At 34.8% G+C, this 23,996-nt stretch carries 27 protein-coding genes, 2 pseudogenes, 1 riboswitch and 1 other annotated feature (1 of these 31 running past the window's edge); of the genes and pseudogenes, 12 read left to right on the top strand and 17 right to left on the bottom strand.

Annotated elements, in window-relative coordinates; all coding sequences use genetic code 11:
• Positions 1-56, bottom strand: a binding site (T-box leader) (it extends 152 nt beyond the left edge of the window).
• Positions 57-193: 137 nt separating this feature from the next.
• The gene (locus tag B5P40_RS27005; RefSeq protein ID WP_078176822.1) at positions 194-1,351 is read left to right on the top strand and encodes a 1-deoxy-D-xylulose-5-phosphate reductoisomerase; all 1,158 of its coding nucleotides are present in this window, start codon (positions 194-196) and stop codon (positions 1,349-1,351) included.
• A 29-nt stretch (positions 1,352-1,380) separates the two neighbouring features.
• Here the strand turns inward: B5P40_RS27005 and B5P40_RS27000 are convergent, their stop codons facing one another.
• Positions 1,381-2,502 (bottom strand): AI-2E family transporter, encoded by a 1,122-nt coding sequence (locus tag B5P40_RS27000; RefSeq protein ID WP_078176821.1) that lies wholly within the window; start codon positions 2,500-2,502, stop codon positions 1,381-1,383.
• 63 nt (positions 2,503-2,565) lie between these two features.
• On the bottom strand, positions 2,566-2,814 hold the full coding sequence (locus B5P40_RS26995) for a GlsB/YeaQ/YmgE family stress response membrane protein (protein ID WP_000539737.1): 249 nt from the start codon (positions 2,812-2,814) through the stop codon (positions 2,566-2,568).
• A 231-nt stretch (positions 2,815-3,045) separates the two neighbouring features.
• Between B5P40_RS26995 and B5P40_RS26990 the strand changes: the two genes are divergently transcribed.
• Complete coding sequence (locus tag B5P40_RS26990) at positions 3,046-3,501, top strand: GNAT family N-acetyltransferase (protein WP_113710209.1); 456 nt, start codon at positions 3,046-3,048, stop codon at positions 3,499-3,501.
• Between the two features lie 43 nt (positions 3,502-3,544).
• Positions 3,545-3,687: riboswitch (cyclic di-AMP (ydaO/yuaA leader) on the top strand.
• A gap of 322 nt (positions 3,688-4,009) precedes the next feature.
• On the opposite strand, the pseudogene B5P40_RS34125 reads toward B5P40_RS26990, so the two are convergent.
• The 3 genes and pseudogenes from B5P40_RS34125 to B5P40_RS26975 form a co-directional block, all read right to left on the bottom strand.
• Positions 4,010-4,813 (bottom strand): annotated as a pseudogene (locus B5P40_RS34125) (collagen-like protein); the annotation flags it as partial.
• Positions 4,814-5,024: 211 nt separating this feature from the next.
• A pseudogene (locus tag B5P40_RS26980) lies at positions 5,025-5,194 on the bottom strand (class I SAM-dependent methyltransferase); the annotation flags it as partial.
• 2 nt (positions 5,195-5,196) lie between these two features.
• The gene (locus B5P40_RS26975; protein ID WP_078176842.1) at positions 5,197-5,739 is read right to left on the bottom strand and encodes a CGNR zinc finger domain-containing protein; all 543 of its coding nucleotides are present in this window, start codon (positions 5,737-5,739) and stop codon (positions 5,197-5,199) included.
• A gap of 112 nt (positions 5,740-5,851) precedes the next feature.
• Between B5P40_RS26975 and B5P40_RS26970 the strand changes: the two genes are divergently transcribed.
• The 3 genes from B5P40_RS26970 (at position 5,852) to B5P40_RS26960 (ending at position 7,966) form a co-directional block, all read left to right on the top strand.
• Positions 5,852-7,048 carry an MDR family MFS transporter gene (locus B5P40_RS26970; RefSeq protein ID WP_078176819.1) on the top strand — a complete coding sequence of 399 codons (1,197 nt, stop codon included), beginning with the start codon at positions 5,852-5,854 and terminating at the stop codon, positions 7,046-7,048.
• A gap of 228 nt (positions 7,049-7,276) precedes the next feature.
• Positions 7,277-7,663 (top strand): hypothetical protein, encoded by a 387-nt coding sequence (locus B5P40_RS26965; RefSeq protein ID WP_078176818.1) that lies wholly within the window; start codon positions 7,277-7,279, stop codon positions 7,661-7,663.
• Between the two features lie 75 nt (positions 7,664-7,738).
• Positions 7,739-7,966: a DUF3923 family protein gene (locus B5P40_RS26960; protein ID WP_002190201.1), complete on the top strand. Its 228-nt coding sequence runs from the start codon at positions 7,739-7,741 to the stop codon at positions 7,964-7,966.
• Between the two features lie 157 nt (positions 7,967-8,123).
• Here the strand turns inward: B5P40_RS26960 and B5P40_RS26955 are convergent, their stop codons facing one another.
• From B5P40_RS26955 to B5P40_RS26940, 4 genes are all read right to left on the bottom strand, one after another.
• On the bottom strand, positions 8,124-8,675 hold the full coding sequence (locus B5P40_RS26955; protein ID WP_002014015.1) for a DUF2179 domain-containing protein: 552 nt from the start codon (positions 8,673-8,675) through the stop codon (positions 8,124-8,126).
• Between the two features lie 220 nt (positions 8,676-8,895).
• Complete coding sequence (locus B5P40_RS26950; protein WP_113710208.1) at positions 8,896-9,309, bottom strand: ATP synthase subunit I; 414 nt, start codon at positions 9,307-9,309, stop codon at positions 8,896-8,898.
• Between the two features lie 53 nt (positions 9,310-9,362).
• Entirely contained in the window at positions 9,363-10,691 is a 1,329-nt protein-coding gene (locus B5P40_RS26945; protein ID WP_044443291.1) for a hemolysin family protein, read from the bottom strand.
• A 119-nt stretch (positions 10,692-10,810) separates the two neighbouring features.
• On the bottom strand, positions 10,811-11,215 hold the full coding sequence (locus B5P40_RS26940) for a MerR family transcriptional regulator (protein WP_012261301.1): 405 nt from the start codon (positions 11,213-11,215) through the stop codon (positions 10,811-10,813).
• A 225-nt stretch (positions 11,216-11,440) separates the two neighbouring features.
• Here B5P40_RS26940 and B5P40_RS26935 point away from each other — a divergent pair, with 225 nt between their 5' ends.
• The 5 genes from B5P40_RS26935 to B5P40_RS26915 all read left to right on the top strand — a co-directional run bounded on the left by B5P40_RS26935 (position 11,441) and on the right by B5P40_RS26915 (position 16,310).
• The gene (locus B5P40_RS26935; RefSeq protein ID WP_113710207.1) at positions 11,441-12,214 is read left to right on the top strand and encodes a glycosyltransferase family 2 protein; all 774 of its coding nucleotides are present in this window, start codon (positions 11,441-11,443) and stop codon (positions 12,212-12,214) included.
• Between the two features lie 115 nt (positions 12,215-12,329).
• Entirely contained in the window at positions 12,330-13,097 is a 768-nt protein-coding gene (gene rfbF, locus B5P40_RS26930) for a glucose-1-phosphate cytidylyltransferase (RefSeq protein ID WP_002033335.1), read from the top strand.
• Position 13,098: 1 nt separating this feature from the next.
• A complete protein-coding gene (rfbG, locus tag B5P40_RS26925; RefSeq protein ID WP_113710206.1) occupies positions 13,099-14,154 on the top strand; it encodes a CDP-glucose 4,6-dehydratase in 1,056 nt (351 codons plus the stop codon).
• A 12-nt stretch (positions 14,155-14,166) separates the two neighbouring features.
• On the top strand, positions 14,167-15,390 hold the full coding sequence (locus B5P40_RS26920) for a class I SAM-dependent methyltransferase (RefSeq protein ID WP_002033332.1): 1,224 nt from the start codon (positions 14,167-14,169) through the stop codon (positions 15,388-15,390).
• Positions 15,387-16,310 (top strand): NAD-dependent epimerase/dehydratase family protein, encoded by a 924-nt coding sequence (locus tag B5P40_RS26915; RefSeq protein WP_113710205.1) that lies wholly within the window; start codon positions 15,387-15,389, stop codon positions 16,308-16,310. The genes B5P40_RS26920 and B5P40_RS26915 overlap by 4 nt, the downstream gene beginning before the upstream one ends.
• Here B5P40_RS26915 and B5P40_RS26910 read toward each other — a convergent pair.
• Complete coding sequence (locus tag B5P40_RS26910) at positions 16,279-17,064, bottom strand: glycosyltransferase family 2 protein (protein WP_080683311.1); 786 nt, start codon at positions 17,062-17,064, stop codon at positions 16,279-16,281. The two genes, B5P40_RS26915 and B5P40_RS26910, sit on opposite strands and share 32 nt — an antisense overlap.
• A 492-nt stretch (positions 17,065-17,556) precedes the next feature.
• On the opposite strand from B5P40_RS26910, the gene B5P40_RS26905 reads away from it, so the two are divergent.
• Positions 17,557-18,444, top strand: coding sequence for a DMT family transporter (locus B5P40_RS26905; RefSeq protein ID WP_078176814.1), 888 nt, complete (start codon positions 17,557-17,559; stop codon positions 18,442-18,444).
• 21 nt (positions 18,445-18,465) lie between these two features.
• Here B5P40_RS26905 and B5P40_RS26900 read toward each other — a convergent pair whose 3' ends face one another.
• Complete coding sequence (locus B5P40_RS26900; RefSeq protein WP_107887987.1) at positions 18,466-19,002, bottom strand: hypothetical protein; 537 nt, start codon at positions 19,000-19,002, stop codon at positions 18,466-18,468.
• A 21-nt stretch (positions 19,003-19,023) separates the two neighbouring features.
• Positions 19,024-19,878, bottom strand: coding sequence for a pentapeptide repeat-containing protein (locus tag B5P40_RS26895; RefSeq protein ID WP_078176813.1), 855 nt, complete (start codon positions 19,876-19,878; stop codon positions 19,024-19,026).
• A 195-nt stretch (positions 19,879-20,073) separates the two neighbouring features.
• Here B5P40_RS26895 and B5P40_RS26890 point away from each other — a divergent pair, with 195 nt between their 5' ends.
• Positions 20,074-20,247 (top strand): DUF1272 domain-containing protein, encoded by a 174-nt coding sequence (locus tag B5P40_RS26890; protein WP_001162783.1) that lies wholly within the window; start codon positions 20,074-20,076, stop codon positions 20,245-20,247.
• A 69-nt stretch (positions 20,248-20,316) separates the two neighbouring features.
• Here B5P40_RS26890 and B5P40_RS26885 read toward each other — a convergent pair whose 3' ends face one another.
• The 5 genes from B5P40_RS26885 to B5P40_RS26865 all read right to left on the bottom strand — a co-directional run bounded on the left by B5P40_RS26885 (position 20,317) and on the right by B5P40_RS26865 (position 23,960).
• A complete protein-coding gene (locus B5P40_RS26885; protein ID WP_002033314.1) occupies positions 20,317-20,793 on the bottom strand; it encodes a heme-degrading domain-containing protein in 477 nt (158 codons plus the stop codon).
• Between the two features lie 305 nt (positions 20,794-21,098).
• Positions 21,099-21,665 (bottom strand): SGNH/GDSL hydrolase family protein, encoded by a 567-nt coding sequence (locus tag B5P40_RS26880; protein WP_078176812.1) that lies wholly within the window; start codon positions 21,663-21,665, stop codon positions 21,099-21,101.
• 16 nt (positions 21,666-21,681) lie between these two features.
• Positions 21,682-22,506, bottom strand: a complete 825-nt coding sequence (locus tag B5P40_RS26875) for an MBL fold metallo-hydrolase (RefSeq protein ID WP_002033312.1) — start codon at positions 22,504-22,506, stop codon at positions 21,682-21,684.
• A 29-nt stretch (positions 22,507-22,535) separates the two neighbouring features.
• Positions 22,536-23,093 carry a DUF7010 family protein gene (locus B5P40_RS26870; RefSeq protein ID WP_078176810.1) on the bottom strand — a complete coding sequence of 186 codons (558 nt, stop codon included), beginning with the start codon at positions 23,091-23,093 and terminating at the stop codon, positions 22,536-22,538.
• A gap of 27 nt (positions 23,094-23,120) precedes the next feature.
• A complete protein-coding gene (locus tag B5P40_RS26865; RefSeq protein ID WP_078176809.1) occupies positions 23,121-23,960 on the bottom strand; it encodes a phosphotransferase in 840 nt (279 codons plus the stop codon).
• Between the last annotated feature and the right edge of the window lie 36 nt (positions 23,961-23,996).

Raw genomic sequence — 23,996 nt, 5'->3', positions numbered from 1 at the left:
CATATCAGCTCTCTGAAAAGTTTTGAACATGTACTCTTCTCTTTCATTGCTTTTAGTTATTTTTTACAGTTTATCACATTCCCTTTCCAATTAAACCCTAATTTTCTGTTTTATATAGCAGGAATTTTCACCTTGATTGTCTAATAATATATAGGTTTGCAGAAATACTCGAAACAACTTTGGAGGTTTTTTCATGGTAAAATATATATCCATTTTAGGTTCAACAGGATCCATTGGCACATCTGCATTAGATGTCGTTTCCGCTCATCCTGAACATTTTAAAATCGTCGGTTTAACCGCAAATTATAATATCGATTTTCTCGAAAAGCAAATCGAATCGTTTCAGCCTCGTATTGTAAGCGTAGCGACAAAAGAATTAGCGGACACATTACGTTCTCGTATTTCAACAAATACAAAAATTACATATGGAACTGATGGTTTAATTGAAGTATCTACCCATCCTGATACAAATCTTGTATTAAGTTCAGTTGTCGGTGTTTCAGGTTTACTCCCAACAATTGAAGCATTAAAGGCGAAGAAAGATATCGCCATCGCTAACAAAGAAACTTTAGTTGCAGCTGGACATATCGTAACCGAACTAGCGAAACAAAATGGATGCCGCCTAATTCCAGTCGATAGTGAACATTCAGCTATTTTCCAATGTTTAAATGGGGAAAATAATAAGGAAATCGAAAAATTAATTGTTACAGCTTCTGGCGGCGCTTTTCGTGATAAAACACGTGAAGAAATGAAAACATTACAAGCGAAGGATGCTTTAAAACACCCAAACTGGTTAATGGGGGCAAAACTAACGATAGATTCTGCCACGTTAATGAATAAAGGGTTTGAAGTGATGGAAGCTAAGTGGCTATTTGATATTCCTTATGAAAAAATTGATGTTATGATTCATAAAGAAAGTATCATTCACTCTTTAGTAGAGTTTATTGATGGATCAGTCATGGCACAGCTCGGTGCCCCTGATATGAGAATGCCGATTCAATATGCATTTCACTATCCTACTCGACTACCTTCATCCTATGAAAAATTAAATTTATTAGAAATTGGTAGTTTACATTTTGAAAAACCAAATTTAGAGAAGTTCCCCTGTCTACAATACGCATTTGAATGTGGCAAAATTGGCGGTACAACTCCAGCTGTATTAAATGCAGCGAACGAAATTGCAAATGCACTATTTCTTAAAAATGAAATTGCATTTTTCGATATCGAAAAAACAATTTACAATACAGTTGAAGCTCATCATAACGTAAAAGATCCTTCACTCGATGCTATATTAGAAGCTGATCAATGGGCACGCCAATACGCAAATCAATTATTAATAAAAAAGAGCTAAAACAGGTTTCTCTGTTTTAGCTCTTTTTTTTACGTATTCAATTTTACAAATCTATAACCATGTGTAACTAACACTTTTAATATCGCATACCCTGGAATTGCTAAAACTATCCCCATAATACCGAATAAGTTTCCAGCAGTTAAAATGATAAATATAATTGTAATCGGATGGATATCTAGCTTTTTCCCCATTACTTGCGGGGAGATAAACTTACCTTCTGCTAATTGCACAACCATCATAACTATAATTACCTTTAAAACCATTCCTGGCGAGTCAATAAATGCGATAATTAACGCTGGAGTTATTGCGATAACTGGGCCTACGTACGGAACGATATTTACAATCATCGCTAAAATAGCAAGTAATACCGCATATTTAATACCAATAATAAGGTAACCAATTAATAGCATGATACCGATAAACAAGCTAACGATAATTTGTCCTCTTATATACGAACTAATCGCATAATGCATATCATCTAGTATTCTCTTTGCTGCCGGTTGTCTTTGCTCTGAAATAAACTTCAAAAAGTGATTCGGTAATTGTTCACCATCTTTTAATAGATAGAACAATATAAACGGAACCATGACAAATGTTAAAACAACTTCTGTAAGTGTACTTAAAAATCCAGTTACATTTCCAGTTACTGATGATAATGACTTTGTAAAATCAACTGTGTAGTCTTTTACTATATTCGCTACATCAATATTTAAATTCTCCTGAATTTTACCGAGTAAATTACTTTCCCCAAATCTACGTGCTGCTCGTTCGATTTCATGACCGAAATACGGTAAGTTATCTATTAATGCATCAATTTGATCTTTAATAATAGGGATAACCGTTACAACTAAAAACACAAATAATCCTAGTACTATTAAATATATCGAGGCTATCGATACGATTCTTGAAACACCTTTCTTTTCTAAAAGTGAAACGAATGGGTGCAAGATATAAAATAGTACTCCAGCTAATAATACCGGGAAGAAGATTGTTTTTAAAAAGACGATAAACGGAGTAAAAACAAAAGAAATTTTTGTTAGCAATAATATGTTAATGAACAATAATGCAAATCCAAGTAACACTGCTAAATAATTTTGTTCTCTAAAAAACTTTTTTAACTTGTCTCTTTTTCTTATATTTACTTTCTCCAATGAAATCACCTCTTTGAATGATGAAAAGCCCTTCCTCAGGGCTTTTCATCATTATCTATATCTTTATTTCCTTGCAGCTTTCACTACAAATGATACAATAAGAATTAATACGATTGCTCCTAATAGTGCTGGCACGACATGAATCCCACCAAATGATGGCCCAAAAGATCCAAATAATCTACTACCTAACGAAGCACCTAATAAACCTGCGATAATATTTCCGAACATACCACCTGGGAAATTTTTACCCGTTATAGAACTAGCAATTGCACCTATAATAGCACCAACTATTAATGTGATAATCCATCCCATTTCTAGTCCTCCATTTCTATTATAGTTTGTATGATCAAATACAAGAGTAGCAAAACTCTTATATAAGATTTCAAATTCGTTTACACTAACCATATCCTACTATAGAAATAAACGTAAGAATAATATATGTATGGAGATACATATATTATATGCAAAAAAGAAAAATATTGTCAAACTTACCCAAAAATCAATTATATTAATATACCATATTCAAAGGAGGCTTCCTTATCTATGATTCATAAGTTACTTTCCAGTTCTCATGAGGTAGCAGTATCTATTTTACAAGTTCAAATTCCAGCTTATAAAGTTGAAGCAGACTACTTAAATAGTACTGCCATACCCCGTTTATATGATACTGTAAACGATATTCAAAGTTGCGCTGAAACATTCTATGGATATTTTTTTGAAAATAAACTTGTCGGTTTTATTTCTTTTGTACAAGAAGAACAACTAATGGATATCCACAGGCTAGTTGTATCGCCCGATTTTTTTCAAAAAGGAATTGCAACGAAACTCCTAAGTTATATATTTAACATGTTCCCTTCTTCCATGACATACATTGTACAAACGGGTAAAGCGAATACCCCTGCTATTGCATTATATAAAAAACACGGATTCATTGAAGTAACAAATACAGAACTCCCTGATGGTCTAGTTCTTACAAAACTTAAAAAACAGAAAAAATAAAATAGTTTGACTTATCTGTTTCTTTATGTTATTTTTTACTTTATAAAACCTTTTGCTGAGTCCAAATTTTGGAGCGGGGGAACCATTTTTGTAGCAATGCTACTTGGGGCGAATCTTTTTTAAGTAGGGAAACTCTCACTTCCCGAGTCCGACAGCTAACCTCGTAAGCGTAATGGGAGAGGAAGGTGCTTTTTGCCTATGTTACACAGTATGCCTCCTTAACTATAAAATGTGGAATCGATATCATTTTAGAGACCTATATTTATAGAAAAGGAGAGATGTATTATGTTACGTTTATCTGATCACGCAATAAAAATGATGGAGCAAAGACTTCGACTCGAACAACATCGCACATATCAAGCAAATAAAGTTGTAGATAACTTACATCACAAATACTTTTTCCAACATATTTTTCAACCAAAAAGATAAAGAAATTGTTCATTTAACATCCAATACACAAGGTGTGTCTAAAAAGACATCCCTTGTGTTTTTATATTTCCTGTGCTTTTTATAATATCCTCACTACATTTAAACTTGCCGTAATTGTCCCTGCTATAGTGGTCACATGCCCAACAGCTAATGGGCCATTTTGTAATACAAACGTTGAATTTGCACTCGCTACATTCACAAGAAGTGTATTTGAAATGGCTGGCTCTAGTACTACAGTTGATGTCGTTACATTTTGTATAAAACTCCCTGTTACTTGTGTTCCATTTAATAGTAATCTTACAGATACTACTTCATTCCCACCATTTGCATCTCCTTGAAAATAGTAGCTTACTAAATAGATTCCTGGCGTCGATACTGTAACAGTTGTAGCACTAGTTAAAGATACGCCAGCTCCATATACAGTTGATCCCGAATTAATTGGAATGTTGGCATTTGCCGCAATTGTGCTTGTTGATGTAGAAAAGAAGTACCCACCACCTGTTGATATAGCAGATGATCCAGTTGGACCCGTGGCACCTGTTGGACCGGTTACTCCCGTTCCCCCTGTTGCTCCAGTTATCCCTTGTATTCCTTGGATTCCAGTCGGTCCAGTTGCACCAGTCACTCCCGTCGGACCGGTTGCTCCTGCTGATCCGCTCACCCCTTGTGGACCTTGGATTCCTTGGATTCCTTGAGGACCGGTTACTCCCGCCAGACCGGTTGCTCCTGTTGGACCAGTTATCCCTTGTGGACCTTGAATTCCTTGTGGACCTTGAGGACCAGTTGCTCCCGTCGGACCGGTTGCTCCAGTTACACCGGTTGGACCTGTTGAACCCGTTATTCCTTGTATACCTTGTGGACCCGTTGGACCAGTTGCTCCTATAAGCGGAAGAGGCAGTGCCACTCCGAATTTTTTGCAATTTTTATGATGACGCACAACAATCCCCCTTCCCCAAAATAATCACACTTTTTATATGAAATGCACTGTTATAAAAAAAGTACACATTCAACTACATTTTTTATAAAATAAAGAAGCCTATCATTTCATGTATTTGAAATGATAGGCTTCTTTTCTACCAAATTACTTCCTAGCTTCATATAGAATAATATTTCGTAGAAAACTCCGCTAGTTTTTCATCAAACGAGCTAGATGGTTCAAATTCTTCTATTTTCTCAATCGTAAATCCCACTTTATTTAACGCATTTTTCTCTTATATACTATCGCTTGTACATCTTCTCCTTTAAATACTTCAAACGTAATAGGTATTACACATTATAACTTGATCTCCCTTTTCTTTTCGCTCGGTAGTTTTTCACTTTTGCGATCGTTCCGCACGCTCTTCCTCCTTCTTCTCCAGCATACATACCGCACCATCTTTTACTTCCATTACGCGAATGATCATAAAAGACCCAGTGGCAATCCGGACATGCTTTTAACCTTCCCCACAAATTTTCTTGAATCGCTATTAAAACAACGCTTAATATTTTTGTATACACATTCTCTTCGTGTATTGGTTCATATGTAATACCTTTCATATCTTCCTTTACATGTACTTGAAATGGGTATTTTTCTAACCACTTTTGCAACGATCCTTCCCCTTCAATTGTTAGCCGAATGTCTTCTCGAAAACGTTTCAATTCATCTATCGTATGAAAAAGAAACTCTTTATGAAAATGTTTTTTCATAAATTGCTTTATATCACCTTCTGTTTGCAACAAATCAATTGGCTCTCTCGTATCATTTGGTATTCTCCATGTATTTAAAAATCCCCGAATATATTCTAATTCATTTGGTGCGTTCTGATTCAATTCCATTCACCTTTTTCTTAAAATTTACTTTTTTCTAACTTTATGTATAATTATAATATAAAATCGTTAACCACCAATTAATTTTACTGGTTACAAAATTAGGAGGAGTTCTATGAAAATTTTCTCAATACCGATACGTTTCATGCTTATTGCTTCATTTTTCATGTCTTTTGGTTATTTTGCGGTATATGCCTTTTTAGCTATTTATCTATTAAATTTTCTCCACTTTTCAGCGATGCAAGTAGGAACAGTTTTAACAGTTATGACAATCACATCTCGAATTATCCCTTTATTCTCAGGGCTAATCGCGGATAAAACAGGTTATATCATTATGATGATAGCCGGATTATTTTTAAGAGGAATCGGATTTATAGCCTTAGGAATATGCTCTGATTTCTATACAATTTCTATTTCTTCCGCACTTATCGGTTTTGGGACTGCATTTTATGAACCTGCTGCTCGCGCCATATTCGGCTCACAACCAGCTCATATGAGAAAAAGTTTATTTACATACTTAAACCTTAGTTTTAATTGCGGTGCGATAATCGGACCAATTGCAGGAGGTTTCTTACTCTTACTCAATCCGATATATGCTTTCTCTCTAACAGGATCTCTTATGCTGTTATTCTCTCTTATCTTTTACTTGCTTAAAAATCACTTCCAAGTCTCTACTGAAAACACGTCTATTACATTAGGAATACAGGCAATCTTACAAAATAAAACCTTTCTTTTATTTTCATTTATTATGATTTTCTTCTACATTATGTTTACTCAGCTTACTGTCGCACTTCCACTTCATATGAAAAACATTAGTCATAGCAACCAGCTCGCTACACTAGTTATTACGATAAATGCAATAACAGGCGTCATATTTATGGTATTATTCCGGAAACTCTTTCATAAATACAACACACTTTCTATTATTAAATACGGTGTTTTATTAATGGGTATTTCCTTTTTACTCATTCCTTTATTCCAACATCCATATTGGCTATTTATTTGTGTAATTTTATTTACAATCGGTGAAACGCTCGTATTACCTAACGCTGATATCGCTATTGCAAATTACAGTAACGAATCGTATACAGCTACTTATTTCGGATTTTATCAACTATCACTCGCATTTGGTTTTATCGTTGGTAATTATACCGGTACATCGTTTACATCGAACTTAAACGGAATGTATGCACCTTGGCTTATTTTCGGTACATTTGGACTTATCGGCTTTATTGCATTACATATTTTATATACTAAAAAACTTATTTCTAAAGAACATGAATCCCTATGTAAAGATACAAAACACCTTTAAAAAATTACAATTTTCAAGAATTAGGAAATGCGAATTTACAATAATAAATGTATCTTTCAATACGATAAAAAACATAAAATCCTGAAGCTATCCCTTAAAGTAAATATACACCTGTTACATTTTACATATTATGGTATAATATTGTCAGATTAATAGCTATTTATCTATGTTCCACACTAACCGTCTAGGAATGACAAATCAAAAGGTTTTTAAATTAGGGGGGATCTTGTGAAAAAGATAAAAGGATTTAGCCTTCTTCTATTCATCTTAATCACATTATACGGATGTTCAACTATAGTAGAACAGTCTTTAGAAACTGGAAACGGCAGTATTGAATTATTAACACCCACGATTACAACAAAAGATAATGAATTAGAAATTAAGACCGAGGGCATTGATGAAAATAAAGTGACTTTTATTTATGTAGCCAATAAAAAAGTATTGGAACAAAAAATAAATAATGGTGAATCCTACAAACTTAACATTAAAGATATCGAGCACGCTCATAGGACAGACTACAAGCCAAAAGTTCAACTTTTGCAAACGAAAGATGATAACGAAGATGGAGACATGGCAACCTTTAAACAAGTTAGATATACAGTTAAAAAAAAGTAGTTTTATAGTTATTTCATTTAAATATAACAACCGAAAATATACTTTTAACAGAGGGTAAATATAAGAGGTGCTAATATGAAAAGACGATGGATTTTTTGGTGGATTGGTAACATATTTTGGATTACCATTTTTGGGATATTGGCAGCTATCATTTGGCTAAGAGAGGTTGATGGTACTGGTGTTACTCAAACACCCGAGCTGAAATTAGTAGCATTTATCGTTTTATTAATTGCATTTATATTACCGATAATTATTCAAGCTATATGGCTAATTGTTAATTTGAGAAAGAGCAATAAAAAATAATCATACATAACTTTAAATTTTTTTAGAATTATACGAGAAATTATTTTTTTAAAAAAGAGAGGAATCTTTTTTAAAATAGATTCCTCTCTTTTACATTTTCGTATTCATATAGGATTATGGTTATAAACTTATTTTAAGCCATACTACTCCCTTTTTCTTACGATGCATGTTCATCTTTCTTCTTCTTCAACAACGCTCTCTTCTTCATCGCCTTCGTTAAGTATCCACCTTTAAACGAACGAATTTCATAAGAAGACATAAACGCTTTCGGTGCGATTTCATTAATAATTTCCAAAAGTTCTTTTTCTCTAGAACGCTTTGCAACGATATCTAAGCGATAACGTATAGAATTTATTCCTTCACCTTCAAATACTGTAACGCCAAATCCAAAATGGCGTAATTCATTTACTAATTCATTACAACGGTCTAGCAAACTAACTTGATACGTAATATATCCAATTGCTAATTTATTTTCTATATAACCGCCTAATAATAGTCCCGCACTAAAGCCGATGACATAGGCAACAATGTTCATCCAATTTGATAAATCTTGAAACACAATACCTAAACTGACAATATAAATTGCTCCTTCTAACAATCCTACACCTGCAGCGGATCTTGTTTGATTCTTTACAAGCAAAATCGTACGGATTGTTAAAGTTGGAACGTAAATAATTTGAAGCACAAAAATAAGTAAAGCTTGTAACATTGGTATCCACCTCTTTCGCAAATTCTTTTGTCATGATAACATACATAAGCTTTAGAAATCGATGGGTTTTTTAATTTTTTTAAATTTTTTTTCATACTATTGAAATGCCCCAAAAATAAGCGTATTATGTTTGGCGTAAATTCGATAAGTACCAGTAAATCATTCGTATTATATCATTTATTTTTAAACGCAAAAAAGGAACCTGATTAGGTCCCTTTCATCAGAGCTCTATGTTTTTCGAAGCATTTTCCTTTTGCTTCTCTTCTTCTTTTACTAGCTGCATATTTGCATAGGCTAAATTCGCAATCATTACAAAGTGTCCACCCAATATTCCAGTACCAAATGCCCACATTTCCATTTCATGCTCAATTTCAAACATAATGATAGCCCCTAATATTGCGGCTGCAAATCGGTTTAGAACTCCTAATCCAGGAGCCTTTTCTTTCATCACAATACTTCTTCCTAATTTCTCCACTCTGCGAGCTAATAGCCAAAGACAATATGCGCTAACTGCTAAACCGATACCGAACCCTGTCACTTGTTTCCCAAACGGAGTAACCGCCCACATTAGTAGTAAACCACTAAAGATCGTATACAATTGTAATCGATATACACGTAAGGCTACTTGAATCAAAATATCCGCTCCTAATTTCACATTTTATTATGTGTCAGAAGAAAAGCAGCAACTTACACAGTTGCTGCTTTCTCTTGTTCTTGTTCATGATCCATTTTTTGAATTTCAACACGTTTAATTTGATAAGCATCTTTTTCTAATACTTTAAATTCATAGCCTTCTGCTTCAACGTATTGTCCTTCTTCGATTTCATGATTTTGCATCATAATCCATCCACCGATTGTATCCACATCGTCTTCTTCAATGTGTAATCCAAACAAATCTTTTACTTCTGAGATAAGCACTTTTCCATCAACAATTTTATGATACTCGTTCACATGTTGAATTGGTGGTGCTTCATCTTCATCATATTCATCACGAATTTCGCCGACGATTTCCTCCAATATATCTTCAAGCGTTACAATTCCAGCTGTTCCTCCGTACTCATCATATAAAACAGCCATTGGAATTCGCTTCTTCTGCATTTGCAGTAATAAATCATGAATTGGAGTCGTTTCCATAACTTCAATAATCGGACGCATATACGTGCGAATCGATGATAAATCTTCTTGATCGTTATTCATATATCGAATAAAGAAATCTTTTACGTTGACCATACCGATAATATCATCTTTATCTTCTCCAAAAATCGGATAACGTGTGTATCGTTCATTTTGGATTACTTTCATGTGTTCTTCTACTGAATCTTCAAGATAGAAACCAACGATTTCTGTACGCGGTACCATTATCTCTTTCGCGATGCGATTATCAAATTCAAAGATATTATTTACATACTTGTATTCAGCTTGATTAATTTCGCCACTTTCATAGCTATCTGAAAGAATAAGACGTAATTCTTCTTCTGTATGAGCTACTTCATGTTCAGAAGCTGGTTTCAAACCGAATAAACCAGTTATAACACGAGCTGAACCGTTCAATACCCAAATAAATGGATACATGATTTTATAGAACATCATTAACGGAGTTGCCAATAACAACGTTACTTTTTCAGCCTTTTGAATTGCCAGCGTTTTCGGAGCTAATTCCCCTACTACAACGTGTAAATATGTCATTAGCATAAAAGCAAGACCAAAAGTTAATACTGATGAGATAGAAGGATTTACGTTCCATTTCTCAAATAACGGGTGTAATAACTTTTCGATTGTCGGTTCACCTAACCAACCTAATCCCATCGCTGTAACTGTAATACCTAATTGACAAGCAGATAAATATTCATCTAAATTTGTTGTTACCTTTTTCGCTGCTAACGCACCGCGTTTCCCTTCCGCAACAAGCTGATCAATGCGACTTGAACGTATCTTAACAATCGCAAACTCTGCTGCTACGAAAAATCCAGTAAATGCGATTAAAATCGCAACCATGACTAAATTAAATATTTCCAATGAATCCCCTTAGTTAAAAAACTAAGGTGTCCACCTCCTGTATACTATAATGTTTTCTTATTTGTTCATTAGAAAACATAGCCCGATACAAAAATTAAAGAGGTCGGATTTCACTTATTCTATAATAATAGAGCAAGTGTCTGTATTAAAGCTGTCGTTTGACCTGATAAAGATTTCGATATTTTTTCACGTTGTGAATCAGTCAATTCATCTAAAAGAGGCTTTAACTCCGTTAGCTCTGCTTCTAATCTATGAATATGGTCTGTCACTTCATTCACTTGTTTCGAAACGTGTTCATTGATACCGAGCAGCTTCTTCTCCTCGATCTTCTCTTTAATCTCACAAAGCGGCATATGCATTTCTTTGCACTTCTCAATAAATTGTAATGTCTCAAATGCTGTTTCGTCGTAATAGCGATAATTAGATTGAGATCGCTCCGCTTTTAAGATACCTAGATTCGTATAATAATCAATCGTTCGTTTCGACACGTGAGCCATGAGAGCCAACTGTCCGATTCGATACACCTTCCCAACGATCTTCCCCCCTTGTTTATATTACTATTATCATACAATACATAAACTGTACAGTCAAACGTGATGGTTATCATTCACAAATTATACAAATTTCTAAATTTCATCCTTTATTAATAAAAACAATTAATCTATAACTATACAGCTTTTTCCTTTCAACCTTTCTTATTTAACAGCATACCTTACTAATAACGATTGCTTGTATAGGAGGAGATTAATATTAAAAAAACTATCATTTCTCATTTTTATAATGAAGAATACCTACTTCCATGGTGGCTTATGCATCATACAAAAATATTTGATCACGGCATATTAATTAATAGAGGTTCTACTGATCGTTCCGTAGAGATTTGTAAATTATTCGCACCCCACTGGGAAGTGCGAGATTCCAGATTTCTTGAGTTTGATCCAACAAATACTGATATTGAAGTGATGGGAATTGAAAAAGAAATTTCAGGTTGGAAAATCGTTTTAAATACTACTGAATTCTTTTGTTGTAATAATACAGAAGAGTTTTTCTCATCTCTTCATGCACTAGGACAAAATATGTATGCGATTAGAATGATTTTAATGATAGATAGCCATAAGTACAATTATTCAAAGCCAAGATACTCTATCCCATTAGTAGAACAACGATACCACGGCGTCTTCCCTTATAACCCAAAACTCGGATGTGCCTGGAGATTTATTCACAATCATCTAGATGGTGCATATTTACCTGGTAGACATTATTCGCGGCACGGGAATATAGTTTATGACTATCCTTCATTTATTTTAAAATTTTATTTTAGCCCTTGGAATGAACAGTCAAAGGCAAGAAAATTACAAATTACACCTACCCTTTCAAAAATAGGTGTTCAAATGGGACTCCAAACACATTACGGTCAATCTCCTGAAGAACTGGAAACACGTTTTTTAGAGCTTAGTAACGTAACTCAAGACCTCCGTAATAATCCTGAATATCAAGAATTATTTCCAAAGTTTAAACCATAATGTTTTTTGCATGGTCATCACCTCACACCATTTCATCCGCTTAATCAAAAACAATCTCATTTGCATAAAATATGAATACTGTATATATTATAAATTTTTATTTTAGGAGGAAAAAATGAAAGCTGTTATTCTTGCTGGTGGATACGGTACAAGAATTGGGGAAGAAACACATTTAAAACCAAAACCTATGATTGAGATTGGAACAAAACCTATTCTATGGCACATTATGAGTTTGTTTAGCCATTATGGGATCACTGAGTTTATTATTTGCTTAGGCTATAAAGGATATGCAATTAAAGAGTTTTTTCTAAATTACAACTTACACATGTCAGATTTCACAATACATTTAAGCAATAACACAATTACTAGCCATTCTCATCCTATAGAACCATGGAAAGTTACATTAATTGATACTGGTCTAAATACCGAAACAGGTGGACGAGTTAAAAAGATAAAAAATTATGTTGGAGACGAACCTTTCTGTCTCACTTATGGTGATGGATTAAGTAATGTAAATATAAAAGAACTTATTGCATTTCATAAAAAACACGGAAAAATGGCTACTGTTACAGCCGTACAACCTCCTGGTAGATTTGGTTCTCTCGTTTTAGATAAACAATCTGTCACATCCTTTCAAGAAAAACCACTAGGTGATGGTGGATGGGTTAACGGTGGATTTTTTGTTTTAAATCATGATATTTTCAATTACATTAGTGGAGATAAGTCTGTTTTTGAAACCGAAACTTTAGTTCAGTTAGTAAACAAAAATGAACTGGCAGCATTTCAGCATACTGGTTTTTGGCATCCGATGGATACATTGCGCGATAAAAATAAATTAGTCGAGCTATGGGAAAATAATGACGCTCCATGGAAGGTCTGGTAATATGACTTCATCATCTTTTTGGAATAAGAAAAAAGTATTTATTACAGGACATACTGGCTTTAAAGGCTCATGGCTCACCCTTTTTTTAACTTCTTTAGGCGTAGAAGTAATCGGCTACTCTTCTCACCCTCCCTCAACTCCTAACCTTTTTGAACAATGTAACGCAGCAAAAGAGTGCATTACAATTGAAGGAGACATTACAGATTACGATTCTTTATTCCATGCCATAAAACAGCACAAACCTGATATGATATTTCATTTAGCAGCTCAACCAATCGTCACCACTTCATACAAAGATCCTATTGATACATTTAAAACAAACGTCTTAGGCACTGTTCACATATTAGAAGCAGCAAAGTACGTCGAAAGCGTACGTCTCATTATTAATGTTACGAGTGATAAATGTTATGCGAATGATGGGAGCGGTAATCGAGCATTTGTAGAATCCGACCGTTTAGGGGGCTATGATCCATACAGTGCTAGTAAAGCTTGCGCTGAATTAGTTGCAACATCATATCAAAAATCTTTTTTTCACACGAACACCCTTTCACTCGCCTCAGTAAGAGCAGGCAATGTCATCGGTGGTGGTGATTGGGCAGAAAATCGCTTATTCCCAGATATCATTCGTGCATATTTACAAGACCGTCCTTTAAGTATTCGAAACAAAAATGCTATCCGACCGTGGCAACATGTTTTGGATCCTTTACATGGATATATCCTTTTAGCTGAGAAACTTTGGAAGCATAAAGAGTATGCAGAAGCATGGAATTTCGGACCAATTAACGAGGCTAACAGAACCGTCCATGATGTCATTCAATCTATAATAAAATTATGGAATCAACCACTAACAATCCTTTCCCCTCATACAAATACTCTTTATGAATCACCTATTTTAACACTTGATAGTACAAAAGCAGTAAATAAACTCGGTTGGACTCCTAAATTATCAACAGATCATTCTATCACTTGGACTGTTGATTGGTACAAAAAATATGCATCTGGTGAAAATATGGAATCTTTCACGCGACAACAAATCGATGCATTCAAAAATTTATAAGGGGGCTATAAAATGGAACAAAAAAAATGCCGTTTTTGCCACTCATTACTAACAAATACTTTTTTAGATTTAGGCGTTTCTCCTCTCGCTAACTCATTTGTAGTTCCAGAACACTCATATAAAATGGAGCCATTTTATCCGCTGCACACGTTTGTTTGTAACTCTTGTTTACTTGTACAATTAGATGAATTTGAATCTCCCCACAATATTTTTCATGATTATTTATACTTTAGCTCTTATTCCTCCAGTTGGCTACTACACGCTAAACAATATGTAGAAATGGCGATTAAGCGTTTCAACTTAACAAACCATTCGAAAGTGATTGAAATCGCAAGTAACGACGGGTACTTATTACAATACTTTCAAAAAGAAAATATCAAAACGTCAGGAATTGAACCAGCAAAAAATGTAGCAGAAATCGCTATCCAAAAAGGAATTCCTACTGAAGTGAATTTTTTCAGCAATGACTTAGCAAAAAAATTACCACAAGCTGATTTAATCGTCGCAAATAACGTATTAGCACACGTTCCAAACTTGCATGATTTTGTTGCCGGTTTAAAAACATTATTAAAACAAGATGGCACGATAACAATTGAATTCCCGCACTTATTGAACCTCATATCCTTTAAACAGTTTGACACAATCTATCATGAGCACTTCTCTTACTTCTCTCTTATAAGTCTTCAAAAAGTTTTAGCGCATCATCATTTACAAATTGTCGAGGTAGAAGAACTTGCAACGCACGGTGGTTCATTGCGTATTTTTGTAAACCATCACAGTGACTCATCCACTATCCATTCCAGTGTTACAAATATAATCCAAAAAGAAATAGATCACGGGCTAGATACTTTAGATTGCTATCTCCTTTTTTCTAAACGCATAGAACAATTGAAAATAAGTATTTTAAAGTTTTTTATCAAAGCAAAAGCTTTAAACAAACAAATTATCGGTTACGGTGCTCCCGCTAAAGGAAACACCCTTTTAAATTATTGCGGGATAGGAAAAGAATTTCTAGCTTATACAGTAGATAAAAACCCTCACAAACAAAATCTCCTTCTACCAGGTACCCGCATTCCAATAAAATCTCCAGAAGAAATTAAACGTACAAAACCCGATTACATTCTCATACTTCCTTGGAATTTAAAAGATGAAATTATGAAAGAATGCTCTTTCATTCGTGAATGGGGCGGCAAATTTTTAGTAACGATTCCAGAAGTTGAGGTGATTGAGCCATGAAAAAAATCCTTGTAACAGGCGGTAGTGGATGGATTGGTAAATATGTTGTAAATTCTCTTATACAAAAGGGCTATGAGGTGCACGCCACTTACAATACAAATAAGCCTTCTCACCTTTCTTGCCATTGGCATAAAGTAAACTTACTTTGCGATGAAGAAGTAAAAAAACTCATTTACGACATTAAACCTAGTCATCTCATTCATTTAGTTTGGGAAGCAGTGCCGCCAGCGTGTTATGTATCTATTAATAATTACTATTGGCTTACGTGCAGTATCTCATTGATTCAACACTTCACATCATGCGGTGGAAAGCGAGTCATTGTTGCAGGTACTGGCGCAGAGTATGAATGGTTTAACGGCGTATTATTTGAAGATTCACCGCTTCTTTCCTATAAAACCCCGTATTCATTATGTAAAAACACACTACATTCCTGGCTACAATCATACGCTGGGCAAACCAGCCTCAGCGTATGTTGGGGACGAATTTTTCATATGTATGGCCCTCACGAACAAGGAAATCGGCTCGTTTCTAACATTATCACTTCTTTATTAAAAAATGAGGAAGCACTATGTACACATGGAAAACAATCAAGAGATTTCCTCCATGTGGGTGACGTCGCTGATGCTCTCGTAACAGTATTAGAACGCAATGTTACAGGCACAATCAATATCGCTTCTGGTCAATCTGTACAAATTAAAGAATTAGCTTCTATCATTGCTAAAAAGATAGGAAAAGAACATTTAATTAAATTAGGTGCGATCCCTTTCTCTAAAGATGAACCTTTATTTGTCGGCGTTAATGTAGAACGTTTAAAAACTGAAGTAAACTGGAAACCAACATACGATCTAAATACAGGAATTGAAGAAACAATTTTATGGTGGGAATCATTTATACAAAAGCATACCGATATGCATCACTAAAACGTAAATCCTTCGTTCCTCTCGCTAAATCCCTATACCATTCTTCTAATTTTTCGGGTGTAATAATATGATGCGTTCCCATTCCCCCATGCTTACTAGCTTCAGAAAGAGTCGGACCAATTTGTAATTTTCTCTTTCTCATCGCATCGTTCCACGGACTAAATCCAAACCATAATATGCAAGCAAGAGGCGGATAAATCATAGATTCATGCGCGGATAAATGTCTTCCAACCGTATAACTTCCGTGTTCATGATTATGAATAAATCTACCTCTTCTCCATAACGCCCAATCTTCTGGTAAATAACCGTGAAATCGCTGTTTCATTAAAGGTATTCCAAAGTTAAGGTCCGGATAATTATAGTTAAGATTATCGACCATAATAAGCCCTTCCAGCCAATACATCCTCCCTCCCAATTCATTTAGTGATTTCCAAAACTGATTCTTATCTTGCACACAAAGAAACTCAGTCGTATTTAAAATCATTTTCCAACCTTCTACTTCTTGTTCCGCCCTCATCACTTCATGATCTGTCGCTATTGCATCAAACTCTGGATTTGTAGAATCTCGCACTTCCCAATGCGGTGCGAATTTTTTACAAATTTCAACCGAACGATCTGTAGAACCTTTATTAATTAAAATACCATGATCAAACAGTTTCGTATGATGCACAAGCCACCACGGCAATAAATACTCTTCGTTATAAAAATGAGAAATAACGGTTGTAGTAATGTAAATCTCCTCCTCTTTCTCTATTAATCTACTTTTTCATCCTACTCTTAATATACTTATCAGTTATGTAATTGGTTTCTTTTATTTTAAAAATATGTTTTTCTACCATATACTATGCTTTCTTAGACAACCACCATTTTCTAAAGAATCAACTCCGTACAATAACCATCCCAATAAACTGAAAATTGAGTTATAATATCATTATAAAATTATGAAGGAGGAATGCGCTCATGTACTACAACACTTCATTCGAAAACGACCAACCTGTAGGCCGTCTATAAACTAAGACGGGCATTCATATAATAAAGTGAAACTTTAATCAGTGGGGGGCTTTATTCCCCACTGATTATTGGTTGAACCAATCGGGCATTAACGGGCAGTTGATCCCCCGCCTAACTTCTTTGCTTTCGCTGAACTTTGAGGTAGGGGTCTTACTGCCCGTTAATGCGGGACACATACACTTTGCCTCGTCTTAGGGAACTCATAATACCCTAAAAATAGACGGAGGTAGTTTACATGAAACAAACAATTTTAGGAGCTATATGTTTATCACTAGCAGCAAGTATTTGGGGCGGTATGTACGTCGTTAGTAAATACGTACTCGACTTTATTCCGCCACTTACACTCGTTTGGCTACGCTTTATTATCGCTTTTGTTGTTTTATATGCGATTTTGAAAACAACTGAAAAAAAGCAAAAGAAAAAAGTAACCATACACAAAAAAGATTGGCTATTATTCGCTTGGATTGGATTCATCGGGTATTTCATTTCGATCACATGTCAATTTATCGGAACGAAATTATCCGATGCTCATACAGGCTCCTTAGTGACATCAGCTACACCTGCATTTATGGTTATATTTGCAGCGCTCCTTTTAAAAGAGAAACTAACTGCTCGTAGACTTTTATCAACTATAATAGCGACAATCGGTGTCATTATCGTTATCGGATGGGATATTGAAATCGGCTCCTATTTTATCGGTACAATCATTTTAGTTGGATCCGCTATTACGTGGGCTTTACTATCCATTTATGTAAAAATCGCTTCCGCTCGATTTTCATCTTTAATTATTACAACGTACGCAATATTTTTTTCACTCTTTTTCATTACACCTTTTATGGTATGGGAATTCCAAACAAATCCTATTGAACATATGAACATGTATGTAGTATTAGGCGTACTCTATTTAGGAATCGTCTCAACCGCAGGTGCATTTTTTCTTTGGAATAAAGGGTTAGAATTAATGGATGCTAGCATCGGTTCATTATTTTTCTTCTTTCAACCGATCGTAGGATCATTACTTGGCTGGCTCCTGTTAAATGAGACGTTAAACAGTAACTTTTTCATTGGTGGTATCCTTATTATATGCAGTGTTATAATTACTACTTTTGAAAAGCAAAAATAGTATAAAAAAACAGGCAGAGACTTAGTCTCTGCCTGTTCGCATAATTGGGTCTTGGTCGTGAAAACCGATACAAATTGGTATATTACTTTGTAATCCACTGCATGCACTTATAAAACTACACACCGTTCTTGCGATTAAATATAAAGTAATACCTACAGCCTTTTTATCTGAATCAAAGCCATTTTCACCATAAATATCAGCTAACTCTCCTAAAGATGGTCCTTCTATTTCATCCGTCCAATCACTTGCCCAATCCTCATCTTCTTCTTCAAGAAACATATAATCGTCACAAATATAAAACTGACTATCCCACTCATTATCAAGATCATACTCAAAATAAATCGCCTTTGCTTCTTCACTTTCAGCAATTTCTAACGCTTCTTTCAAACCTATCCTCATACTTTCCTTGTATGAATCTAATGGAATCAATTTAATGCGCTCCGCATCCTCACTTGACGCTAGTGTGCGACAAATATCATAATACTTCAATTCTATTTGAGATACTGATAACAAAAATACATCTTCCTGCATTTCCTCTAAATACTGAAAAATATCCACACTATTACAACTCCCTACACTTTACGCAGTCCAATGCGCTGGACGAGACAACATTTCCGGTAATTTCGTATGTTTGTCCCCTTTCGCCGCATTAATTTGAACTTGCGTAAGAAAAACACTATTTGTAAAATCTGTCCCGCGAATGTCTGCATCTCGCAAGTCTGCTCCGATGAGATCCGCTCCCCTTAAATTTGCATCTCGTAAATTAGCCGCAATAAGATACGCCCCTCTTAAATTTGCTCCTTGTAAATCTCTCTTTTTTAAATTCGCTCCCATAAGGTCTGCACCTCGGTGACTGATTCGTTTCTTACGTGCATCATTCATTTCTTTCCAAACTAATTCACTCGTCTCTAAAAGGAGAATGTTCACTTCTGCACGGTGTAATGGCACATTTACTTCCATTAACTCATCTGGACTTAAATTAGAAAGACGCTCAGTCTCTTCAATTGCTTCCTTCAGCTCTTTATGAATTGTCTGCGTCGCCTTTAATAGAATAGCCTCATTCAAATACCAAAGCATTTCATGAAGTTGATGCATTACCGGAAAAGCATCATACATTTTTCTCGCATGCTGAGCATCTTTCCGCCAATCAATTCCTTTAAACGTAACTTGAGAAATCTTTTGTCCAGCACCAAAACATTCAAACACTGTACAACCTTTATACCCTTTTCCTCTAAGATCTCTATGTATACTACATTTATAATCTGATTGTAAATTTGTACAAGGTTTACCACCATCTTTATTCACCGCAAAATCTATTGACGCTGCGAACGGTAATGCTACACAACATAATCCAAAACATTTTTCACAATCTGCTTTTAAACTATTGTGATTTACATCCTCTTCTACATGAAAATAATCGTTATTATTAGTCAAAATATATACCCCCTGTTGTCTTTTGACTATTTCATAATATTCCAACTACAATAAATAATCAATTTTAAAATAAATAGACCTATTTCATTTCAAACAACAACATAATCCTTTTATTTCTTTTCATTTAAAAAGGACACCCACTACAATGTTAATTATAATTAAATTATGAACTTTCGAATAACAAGGAGGATTACTATGGCATTAGAAATGAAAACAAACTGTCAAATTTGCGACCATTCCCTTCAGCCTGATTCTGAAGCATACATATGCGTGTATGAATGTACATTTTGTGCACCATGTACAGAGGAAAGGCAAAATGTTTGCCCGAATTGTGGCGGTGAGTTAGTACGTAGGCCGAAAAAGAAATAATAAAAAGGCAAAAACGAACAGGAATATGTTCATTTTTGCCTTTTTATTTAACTATTAAAATTACTTCTATTATTGATTCAAATGATTTTTAACTGCTCTTATAACCAATTCATGATCTACTTCTGGTGGTAATCCTGAGACTGTTATCATCCCAATAACCCCTACGTTTTTTATTTGGATAGGAAAGCATCCACCAAACGCAGCATATTCCGAGCCATCTAAACGGTATTTTTCATGATATGGAACTCCGCTTATTTCACTTTCTATCTGCATATAATACGAGCTATGATTATGCAGGGAAACGACCCGTTTTTTACGCTCAATCCATTTCGTATTTTCCTCAGTCGTCCCTGTCATCTTGAAATGAAATAATTGCACACCATTTTTTGCTATATCAACAGCAATCAATTTCCCCTCTCGCTTTGCTGTTTCAACGATATATAAACCTAATTGCAAGGCATCTTCATTTGTAAAAGAGGAAAATTGAAGTGTTTCCTCCTCTATTAATATTTGTTTACTTATTTCACTCAAATTTGAAGTACTCATATCTTTAACCTCCCTAATTGTCTTATACCACATTGGCATTTTTTAGAATTACCAGATTCTATAGTACCGTAACGCTTGTTTTCTTCTTACTGGTGCTATTATGAATTATATTTAACACATTAAAAATGTATGTACTTTAAAGTGCTATAGGTACTAAACATTTAGTACAGGAATTGTCTATTTCTGTGATTAATTAGAATATATTAAGGTGTTTGCATTTTTGCCTTGCTACAATGCCCTTGCGAAAAGATACTATATTTTACTTATGTGAATACAAAAAAAGCAAAGCGCCCAAGCTTTGCTTCTTACAAAATCCCTTTTAATTTTTCACAAATTAACTTCGCTAAATACTCATAACCTTGTGGTCCAAAGTGTAAACCGTCTTTTTCATCATCTTCTACAAATTTTTTATAATGCTGTTCTTGAATCATTTCAGCATACAAATTTAAAAAATGACTTCTTGTTTCTTTCGCCACTTCCTCAACCACGTCTGCATATTGGCCGAGTACTTCATTCGTTCTATTATGCTGTCTTTCTTCATCAACTGGTGCAGGACTAATAAGTAATACTTTTTCTGGTGAAATCATGCTTACAATCTTCTCTAAGTTTTCTTTGTATACTTGTAATGACACTTGAGAAAAAGAGACCGCATCATTTGTACCAAGAAAAACCGTTACAAAGTCTGGTTTATGCGATAGTACATCATCTTCTATCCTATTTAACGCATCAAAAGTATTATCACCTGGAACACCCGCATTAACCACTTTCCAATTTGGAAACATCTCTTGCAAACGTGGTGTTAATCTCGGTGTTCCATCAAAAAACATTTCATCAGCTGTAATACTATCGCCAAAGCATACTAACGTTTTCATTAATCTAGCACTCCTTTTACGTATGAAACAACTTTCCTTCTATCGCTTTCATATATCTTTCAGCAGAACGTTCCACTGCCTCATTTGCATTTTCTTTTACTACTCGGTGAAAAGCATTATATAAACGATTAAATTGTAACGGTTTCACTCGATTCGCCATTTCCTCAACTTTTCTCGCCGGTAATGGAATTAAGTTTGGATAGCTGTACATGAAGCTCACCCACTGTTGATCCGCTACAACTTGAATGATATCACCTGTTAATAATATACCTTTCCCATCATTTCCTTCTTCCCAATGTAATACAGAACCGCCACTAAAATGTCCTCCGAGACGATGCACAGTAATTCCATCTGCTAATTGTAAAGACTCACCAGTCCAATAAATAATACGACTACTCGGGCGCATAACCCACTCTTTATCGTCTTCGTGTATATAAATTGGTACATCAAATGTTTCTGCCCATTCTACTTGTGTTGAATAATAATGCGGATGAGATAGTGCAATTGCATCTAATCCGCCCCACTCTTTTACCTTCTCAATTGTCGTGTCATCTAAATAAGTAATACAATCCCATAACAAACGATATGACTCTGTTTTTACTACAAATGCCGTCTGACCGATCGCAAATTCTGGTTTTGTCGTAATACTATAAAGCCCATTTTCTTCTTCTATAATTTCATTTTTATATGTATCACTCGTTTGCAAGTTTTCTAAACTCGTCCAAGACTGCCCTTTCGGATTAATATATTGTCTCTCCTCATCACAAATAACACAACTTACCGGCTCTTCCACACTCGCTGCATACTGCACACCACACGTTGTACAAACGAAATTATTCATAGTCATTCCCCTATCCCTTTAATTTTTTATTAAGCTGATATTTGTTGATAGTTTTCTGCTTTTTTATTTTCGATTACTAAACCTATTAGAGTCAGTAAATAGACAGCTGTAACTGACAATGGAATTACAATAAGTCCATTGTCTGCAAAAAGAATCCCGCAAACTGACGTCACAAATACGGTTCCTACTGACAATACACCATAACTTTTACTTTCATAAATCCATACGTATGGTACAAAATGAACACCTATTAACATTGCTACTACAAAAGGTAACCATTCTGGAAATTGAAAATATGCAAGTAACACTAACGGAATATTTAATACATTTATCCCACCAATTATTCCAGCTAAAGTCCCTAGCGGATTTCCTTTCGCAAACATATCAATTTTCAATATAGCAGCTATCATTAAGCCACAAGGAAATACACAACCCATACCAATTAAATACACCCACACAACTTGTTTTTCTGAAAGAAGAATACCCGTTACACTCGCTACAATCCAAAACAAAATACCAGCTATTATAACAGGAATTCCCCTCTTCGTTCTTTGTGCTAAATCTCGTTTTGCTTCTGCTATGTTCATTTCACTATCTCCCCCAAACTATTTGTACTATAAAGCCGGCTCAATTTCGTTCATCCAATAACGCCAAGCTACTAAGTAATCTTCTAAATCTTTCGGGTGGTGTCTCAAACATGTATCTATACGCAAATATAAACCTATGACTATTTCCTCATATAAATCTCGTTCTTTTTTATGAAATATACATGGTTTTATCGCATAACCAATCACTTCTTTTGTTAAATCTTCCGGAGTTGAACAGAACGCGTAAATTAAATCATATAGAGGATCCCCTAACACTGGTAAAGGATCTATCACGCCATATAACTTATTTTCTTGAAATATAAAGTTATGGAATCCGCAATCACCATGTAATAAAAATGGCTGATTTACTCCGGCTTCCCTATTTGCTAGTTTAAGAACAATTCTATAATCTTCCTCACTTATGTAACGTCTTACATTTTCATAAGCTTCCATCACATTTGCCGTTAAAAATTCATTCCAAGATTGAACCGGACTTTCTTTCCATCCCCAGCCTTCTGCCCCTGGAACCATTTTATACTTATTGATAACTTCTTTTACAAGTGTACGAAGCGTACTTCGTTTATATCCTTGTTTACACGAAGTATTACCTTCAAGGAAAGAATACACGAAATATGTATGTAAAGGTTCCTTATACAAAAGCTTTGAAAATAAACTATTCTCCTCATAAAATGAGAGAAAATTAGCTTCTTCACGTATTACTTCCGCTTCATTCAGCTTTACTACATATTTTTCGTCCAACAAATATACAGTACTTGTCGTTCCTCCGTTCAACGCTTTTACGCTATTTGGATCATGTGAAATAACTTTCTCCTTAACTAGTTGTGCAGCAATTATTGAAATGTCCATTCTCCCACCCTTTAATTCCGAAGATTCCCTCAATTC

It is taken from the genome of Bacillus sp. SRB_8 (genome assembly GCF_003264205.1).
Lineage (GTDB): Bacteria > Bacillota > Bacilli > Bacillales > Bacillaceae_G > Bacillus_A > Bacillus_A mycoides.
Note: the sequence above shows the minus strand (reverse complement) of the source record. Positions and strands in the feature narration are given on the sequence as shown.

What these genes read in the sequence shown, in the direction of transcription:
- B5P40_RS26995 (WP_000539737.1), bottom strand. Translation starts at nt 2,814, where the DNA reads ATGGGATGGATTATCACATTAATAGTTGGTGCTATTATAGGTGCAATT.
- B5P40_RS26905 (WP_078176814.1), top strand. Translation starts at nt 17,557, where the DNA reads ATGAAACAAACAATTTTAGGAGCTATATGTTTATCACTAGCAGCAAGT.
- B5P40_RS26885 (WP_002033314.1), bottom strand. Translation starts at nt 20,793, where the DNA reads ATGAGTACTTCAAATTTGAGTGAAATAAGTAAACAAATATTAATAGAG.
- B5P40_RS26920 (WP_002033332.1), top strand. Translation starts at nt 14,167, where the DNA reads ATGGAACAAAAAAAATGCCGTTTTTGCCACTCATTACTAACAAATACT.
- B5P40_RS26990 (WP_113710209.1), top strand. Translation starts at nt 3,046, where the DNA reads ATGATTCATAAGTTACTTTCCAGTTCTCATGAGGTAGCAGTATCTATT.
- B5P40_RS26955 (WP_002014015.1), bottom strand. Translation starts at nt 8,675, where the DNA reads ATGTTACAAGCTTTACTTATTTTTGTGCTTCAAATTATTTACGTTCCA.
- B5P40_RS26890 (WP_001162783.1), top strand. Translation starts at nt 20,074, where the DNA reads ATGGCATTAGAAATGAAAACAAACTGTCAAATTTGCGACCATTCCCTT.
- B5P40_RS26880 (WP_078176812.1), bottom strand. Translation starts at nt 21,665, where the DNA reads ATGAAAACGTTAGTATGCTTTGGCGATAGTATTACAGCTGATGAAATG.
- rfbG (WP_113710206.1), top strand. Translation starts at nt 13,099, where the DNA reads ATGACTTCATCATCTTTTTGGAATAAGAAAAAAGTATTTATTACAGGA.
- rfbF (WP_002033335.1), top strand. Translation starts at nt 12,330, where the DNA reads ATGAAAGCTGTTATTCTTGCTGGTGGATACGGTACAAGAATTGGGGAA.
- B5P40_RS26960 (WP_002190201.1), top strand. Translation starts at nt 7,739, where the DNA reads ATGAAAAGACGATGGATTTTTTGGTGGATTGGTAACATATTTTGGATT.
- B5P40_RS27005 (WP_078176822.1), top strand. Translation starts at nt 194, where the DNA reads ATGGTAAAATATATATCCATTTTAGGTTCAACAGGATCCATTGGCACA.
- B5P40_RS26865 (WP_078176809.1), bottom strand. Translation starts at nt 23,960, where the DNA reads ATGGACATTTCAATAATTGCTGCACAACTAGTTAAGGAGAAAGTTATT.
- B5P40_RS26970 (WP_078176819.1), top strand. Translation starts at nt 5,852, where the DNA reads ATGAAAATTTTCTCAATACCGATACGTTTCATGCTTATTGCTTCATTT.
- B5P40_RS26870 (WP_078176810.1), bottom strand. Translation starts at nt 23,093, where the DNA reads ATGAACATAGCAGAAGCAAAACGAGATTTAGCACAAAGAACGAAGAGG.
- B5P40_RS26915 (WP_113710205.1), top strand. Translation starts at nt 15,387, where the DNA reads ATGAAAAAAATCCTTGTAACAGGCGGTAGTGGATGGATTGGTAAATAT.
- B5P40_RS26875 (WP_002033312.1), bottom strand. Translation starts at nt 22,506, where the DNA reads ATGAATAATTTCGTTTGTACAACGTGTGGTGTGCAGTATGCAGCGAGT.